General features: G+C 36.6%; 7 protein-coding genes. 4 read left to right on the forward strand and 3 right to left on the reverse strand.

What is annotated here, in order from left to right; all coding sequences use genetic code 11:
* The first annotated feature begins 13 nt into the window (after positions 1-13).
* Positions 14-508, forward strand: coding sequence for a DUF4442 domain-containing protein (locus ASF86_RS15970; protein ID WP_056483593.1), 495 nt, complete (start codon positions 14-16; stop codon positions 506-508).
* A 39-nt stretch (positions 509-547) separates the two neighbouring features.
* On the opposite strand, the gene ASF86_RS15975 is transcribed toward ASF86_RS15970, so the two are convergent.
* The 3 genes from ASF86_RS15975 to ASF86_RS15985 are packed head-to-tail and all read right to left on the reverse strand — an operon-like array spanning position 548 to position 2,303.
* Positions 548-967, reverse strand: coding sequence for an acyl-CoA thioesterase (locus tag ASF86_RS15975; RefSeq protein ID WP_003655113.1), 420 nt, complete (start codon positions 965-967; stop codon positions 548-550).
* A 1-nt stretch (position 968) separates the two neighbouring features.
* On the reverse strand, positions 969-1,406 hold the full coding sequence (trxC, locus tag ASF86_RS15980; protein ID WP_005050212.1) for a thioredoxin TrxC: 438 nt from the start codon (positions 1,404-1,406) through the stop codon (positions 969-971).
* Positions 1,407-2,303, reverse strand: coding sequence for an alpha/beta hydrolase (locus tag ASF86_RS15985; protein ID WP_005050214.1), 897 nt, complete (start codon positions 2,301-2,303; stop codon positions 1,407-1,409).
* Positions 2,304-2,492: 189 nt separating this feature from the next.
* Between ASF86_RS15985 and ASF86_RS15990 the strand changes: the two genes are divergently transcribed.
* From ASF86_RS15990 to ASF86_RS16000, 3 genes are all read left to right on the forward strand, one after another.
* On the forward strand, positions 2,493-2,828 hold the full coding sequence (locus tag ASF86_RS15990; RefSeq protein ID WP_005036085.1) for a TIGR01244 family sulfur transferase: 336 nt from the start codon (positions 2,493-2,495) through the stop codon (positions 2,826-2,828).
* Positions 2,829-3,193: 365 nt separating this feature from the next.
* Positions 3,194-4,390 (forward strand): hypothetical protein, encoded by a 1,197-nt coding sequence (locus tag ASF86_RS15995; protein WP_056483596.1) that lies wholly within the window; start codon positions 3,194-3,196, stop codon positions 4,388-4,390.
* A gap of 84 nt (positions 4,391-4,474) precedes the next feature.
* A complete protein-coding gene (locus ASF86_RS16000; RefSeq protein WP_056483599.1) occupies positions 4,475-5,845 on the forward strand; it encodes a dihydrolipoyl dehydrogenase in 1,371 nt (456 codons plus the stop codon).
* The last annotated feature ends 178 nt before the right edge of the window (positions 5,846-6,023 follow it).

Raw genomic sequence — 6,023 nt, forward strand, 5'->3', positions numbered from 1 at the left:
CTAAGGTAATTCCATGTCTCAATCCAATCGTCTATCAAAACTGGTAAAAGCGACTTCAAAATTCCCTAAAGGTATTCGGAGTACACTTTGGAGCAAGGCGTTTGGTCGTATCGTGCCAATGGTGGGTACAGCAAATATTCGCTATCTGGAAGTAGACTCAAACCACGTTACTGTCCGTTTAGAAAACCAAAAAAATATGCAGAATCATATTAAAGGAGTCCATGCTGCTGCTATGGCTCTTTTAGCAGAAACTGCGACTGGTTTCCTAACGGGTTTACACATTCCTGATAACCGCATTTTATTAATCAAATCATTGCATGTAGATTATTTAAAAGTGGTTGAAGGCGGTTTGACTGCCACAGCAACGTTATCTGCTGAACAGCAAAAGTTTATTGCGAATAATGAGAAAGGTGAACTTGTGATTCCGGTTACTGTCATTGATGATGCTGGCAATGAACCAATCCATTGCCAAATGCTGTGGGCATGGTTACCTAAACGTAAGAAATAAAGATATAAAAAAGCCCAAATTTAAATTTGGGCTTTTTTATTATTCACAAGATGCTAAAAACTTGTGTCTCGCTTCTTCAGGAATCTGACGCTTATTACCTTTCACGTCAACTGCTACAAAGGTAAAAACTCCTTCGGTAATGCGTATTGGCTCACGAGAGTCATCATGACTATCCCAAACTTCAATTTGCATTTGAATAGAAGTATTTCCAACTTTTAAGATTTTGGTATAGCAGCTAATGACAAAGCCAACCTTTACCGGAACCAAAAAGGTCATTTGATTAATGGAAATCGTAGCACAGCGGCCACGACTGAAACGTTCTGCGTGAATTGCTCCAGCCAAGTCCATTTGTGACACAATCCATCCACCAAAGACATCACCACTCCAGTTTGTATCGGCTGGCATGGCAATTGTTTGTAAGGATAAAACCCCTTCTGGTTTGGTATAAGCTTCTGACACCTTAGCTCCCGAAATTCGTTTGAAGTTGTTGATCAAGCCACTGCTGCAATTCAGGCGCACGTAATGCGCCGCTAATACGCGCAACCTCTGTCGTTTTATTCATTAAGACAAGTGTCGGAATACTTCTCACATGAAAAGCTTGGCTCAAGCGAGGAGATTCTTCGGTATTAATCTTGGCAAAAATAACGCCTGGATTCTGTTTTGCGACCTGCGCAAAATGTGGTGCCATCATTTTACAAGGTCCACACCATTCTGCCCATAAGTCTATGAGAATAGGTAAATCACTATTCGTGATGTAGTTACTAAAATTTTGCTCATTTAACTCAATAGGTGCAAGCGGTAGTAATGGCTGATGACATTGCCCACAGCTTGGTTGCTCAGGAAGTTTTTCTTCAGGAACTCGGTTTTTTGCACCGCACGATGCACATACAATAATCATTTACACCACTCCTATATGCTGATGTAAAAATTCTAATTGGGTTATCACTGCTTTTTCAAACCATGAACCGTGATAAATATCAAAATGTTTCATATCCCACTCATGATAACTCACAAAAGGCGCAATATTTGTCGCAGCTTCGCGACTGGACTCAATAGGAATAAGTGAATCTTTTTGGGCCGCAATAAATAAAACTGGAATATTAATCTGGCGTACAACTTGAATTGGACGGTATCGCATCAAATTAAAAAAGACACGTGCAGGAACCTCCCCACTCCAATAATAGTCAGAATTTACAATCGATAAATAACCATAATAACTATCCGCTGTAGGCATAAAGCATAAATTATGTTGATCGACGACAGGTAATCTTTTGGGATTAAGCCCCATTTTTGATCCCATATAGTCCTGACTCGATAACTTCAATGCTTGAGGATAGCGTTGCAAAGGATAAAGCTTGGCAGTTTCAGCGCCATCGACATAAGGAATTTGTACTAAAATTGCCTGAATATTTTTTAATTCAGACGCCAGACTTAGCGCATATCCCCCACTTAATGAAGTCCCCCACAACACGATCCTTCGATTATCCACAAGCTTACAGGTAGAAGCATATTGAATTACGGTCTTCCAATCTTCTAACTGTGAGTTGATGGAGACCATTTCTCTTGGCTTGCCAGTGCTCCCACCCCAATAGCGATAATCAAACAGAATAACAGCGTAACCTGCTTGAGCGAACCGCTGAGCATATTGGATTAATTTAAATTGACGCAACGCAGCAAAACCATGGGCCATAATAATTACGGCAGATTTTTTATTTGTTTTAGGAATATAAAAATCAGCTGCGATCGTTTCCTGACCACATGGAACATATAAAGGCTCAACCGTATAAGCGTGCATATGTGCTCCGTTGAAATAGAATATGAATAACCAATTTTAAAATAGCTTGATGATCATTTTTAAAATTTATAACTTAGCTATAAGGCATAACTTTCTCAGTCAGAACAACACACGAGTGTCTTGTATCTCAGGTTAAGCTTAATGCTATGATACAGCATAAGAGGTTTTGTTAAATTTTGGAGTGACGAAATGTCAGAGAATGTTGGTTTCGCAGGTCAAATTGGTCCAGAGCATGTTGGCCAAGTTGTAGAAAAAGGATTTAAATCGATTATTAATAATCGACCAGATATGGAAGGCGGCCCAGAACAACCTACAAGTGCTCAAATTGAAGAAGCAGCACGTCAAGTAGGCTTAGACTACGTTTATCAACCTGTTGTAGCTGGACAGATTACAGAACTCGATGTACGTACTTTCGCAAATCATTACAATGAGTTGCCAAAACCTGTACTTATGTTCTGCCGTACAGGAAACCGTTCAAACAATCTATATCAATTAGCAAAACAAATGGATTTGCTAGACGATTAATTTTAAGAAATTAATATTTTATAAAACCCTATTTCTTCTTTAAAGTAGGGTTTTTTGATAACTTATTTTGCATATCTCTGCACGAATTCAACAGAACTAAAAATAATATTGATCTAAAGTGTTTAAATCTCTTTGAATCATTTATTAATTTTTATGAATAAATTTATATTTGCTCTTTTAACTTGTTTAATTCTTACAGCATGCTCATCAATGCAAGTAAAGCCTACAGTTGGAGTAACTATGGGTACACGAATTTAATCGGATAGCTTCCCCACAAATATAATGAGCAACCTCATGAAATATATGTTATTTTATAAATCTAAAAAATTATTTTAAATAACTTATCATTTTAATTGGGGATAATGATGAAACTTACTCATGGGGTATGCGGGGTTACTTTGGCTGCTTTTTTGACAGCTTGTGGTGGGGGTGGCAGTGATGGCTACTATAACCAAAATTCAAACTCTGGTTCTACGACAACACCAACCACACCATCAACAGATCAAGAGTTGGCGACTTCTGTTTTAAATAGCGTAAAGCAAGAAGGGAAATATTTATTTGGTGCATATGATCTTAATGATGAAAAATTATCAAAAGGTTATATTGATCACGCATTAGATACCTTCGCACAAGGTCCACTCAAGTTAACATTAGATATTCGAAAAGTAGATCTTACCAAGTACTCCGACCACTATCGTGATAAATGCTTTATTAAGAGTACTACAGACTACCGCGCCTGCTATGTATTTAAAGGTGAAGAAATTAAAACCTTGCTCTCTGGTTATAATGATTGGGACTTTGATATTACAGCAGATGATTTAAAGAATATTAAACTGGCAAGCGATAACATATCTCCAAATTTAGAGGATTATCAATCAAATACCAGAATTTATATTTTTGAAAACGAAAATAATGATAAGAACTTTCAGGATGTAACAATTACTGGAGCCTTTGCGTATCCATTTCAACAGTCATGGGGACTTGAACAAACCAAGCAAAAAAGATTTGTGTTAATTAATTCAACAACAAGTGATTATAAAATTACTACAACTACTATTGTTCAAGATCCGGAAACAGGTCAACCCACTGAAAAAGAAGTTACTACTGGTGCAATGAGTGTATATAAAGATAATACATCAACAGATGGTGATCTCTACGTAGTTCAGGGTGGTTCTGGTTTCAACGTACTTATCAATGATAACTCTAATGTTCCTTTTGCAGAACCAATCTCATTTGTCGTGAACTCAACAGCAGGAAACACAAATAATGCGACATATAAGGTGAGTCAATCTGGTAATCAAATCCTAAGCTTACCTAATATTAGTAGCCTTGAAGGAAGTCGCGTTGAGAACGAAGCTCCAACGACTAATACACAAAAATTTAATGGCAGTATTTATCTAGAAGGAAAAGATATATTTACCTTTAAACAGAGTATGAACGGAACCTCTTTGAACTTTAAACATTTAATTAATGGCATAAGTATTGAAGGTCAATCTACCAATCAAAATGGCACCGTATCAACTAAATTAAAAAAACCTTTTGAGCAAACCTTTACATTTTAAAGCTAAATAATTAGAACTAAACCCTCTATTGATGAGGGTTTTTCTATATATTCTATTTATCTATTAAAAATAGCTTAATGAAAAATGTTCGATATTATTATCATTGGCGCAGGTACAGCAGGCATCAGCGCCTACAAAGAAGCGGTTAAATATACTAAGAATCTTTTAATTATAAATGATGGGCCATGGGATACCACATGTGCACGTGTAGGTTGTATGCCAAGTAAAGTCTTAATCTCTACTGCAAACCGCATGCATGACATACAAAATGCTCAAGAGGTCGGCTTAAGCGCTTCTGTAGCTATTGATACTGATCAGGTTATGCAACATGTAAGAGCTTTACGTGACCGCTTTACAAAAGCAACCCTAAAAGATGTAGATCAATGGCCGACTGAGCATAAAGTTTCTGGTAAAGCACATTTTATTGATGCACAGACTGTAGAGGTTAACGGAGTACAATATCAAGCAAAAAGTTTTATTTTAGCGGTTGGTTCTACCCCAAATTATGATCAAACTTGGAAACAAGAGCTCGGTGACCGACTCATAACAACAGATCAAATATTTGAGTTAAAACAATTACCCAAGTCGATTGCTGTAATTGGTAGTGGAGTGATTGCCCTTGAGATCGCACAAGCCTTGCATCGTTTGGGCGTAGAAACCACTATATTTGCTCGCAGTAAACGAATTGGGATACTGACTAGCTCAAAACTTCAAAAACTTGCGCAAAAAGAGCTAGGGAAAGAATTAAAAATTCTATTCGAGACTTTACCAAGTGAAGTTAAGTGTAATTCTGAGGGTGTCATATTAAATTATAAACTAGAAGAAAAAGAGAAAAATCTCAAAGTTGAATATGTTCTAGCTGCAACTGGCCGTTCAAGTTTACTTGATACTTTAAAACTAGAAAATATTGATGATTCTTTTAAAGATATTAAGTCATTACCTATAAATGCAAAAACCAAACAATTAGAGGCCTATCCAATTTTTATTGTCGGTGATGCTTATACCTCAACACCATTACAACATGAAGCAGCACATGAGGGGAAAAAAGTTGTTCATAACTGTTTGAACTATCCACAAGTCAATCCAGTTAAGACTCTTACTCCATTAGGAATTGTATTTAGTGATCCAGAAATGGCGATTGTTGGACAAAGCTATAAACAACTAAAAGACACTGGTATAGACTTTATTACAGGTGAAGCTTCTTATGAACGACAAGGCAGAGCTATCGTTCTTGGAAAAAATAAAGGAGACATTGAGGTTTATATAGATAAAGAAAGTCAAAAGCTTCTGGGTGCTGAGTTATTTACAGAAGCAACAGAACATATGGCTCACCTATTAAGCTGGATAATAGGCGAAGGTTTAACCTTAAATGACATTTTAGAGAAACCCTTTTATCATCCAACTCTAGAAGAAGGTCTTCGAACTGCTTTAAAACATGCACGTAGACAGTTATAAATGTGATTTTATTGATAAGATTTCCCTCATATATAAAAAAGGACTCTATAAGAGTTCTTTTTTATTGCCGCCTATTTCTAAATTCTTTATTTTCGTCATTTAATTCAAACATAAAAAAACACCCTCAACTGTAAAGTTGAGGGTGTTTAGAATAATGAGCTGGCGATGACTTACTCTC

It is taken from the genome of Acinetobacter sp. Leaf130 (assembly GCF_001423205.1).
Lineage (GTDB): Bacteria > Pseudomonadota > Gammaproteobacteria > Pseudomonadales > Moraxellaceae > Acinetobacter > Acinetobacter calcoaceticus.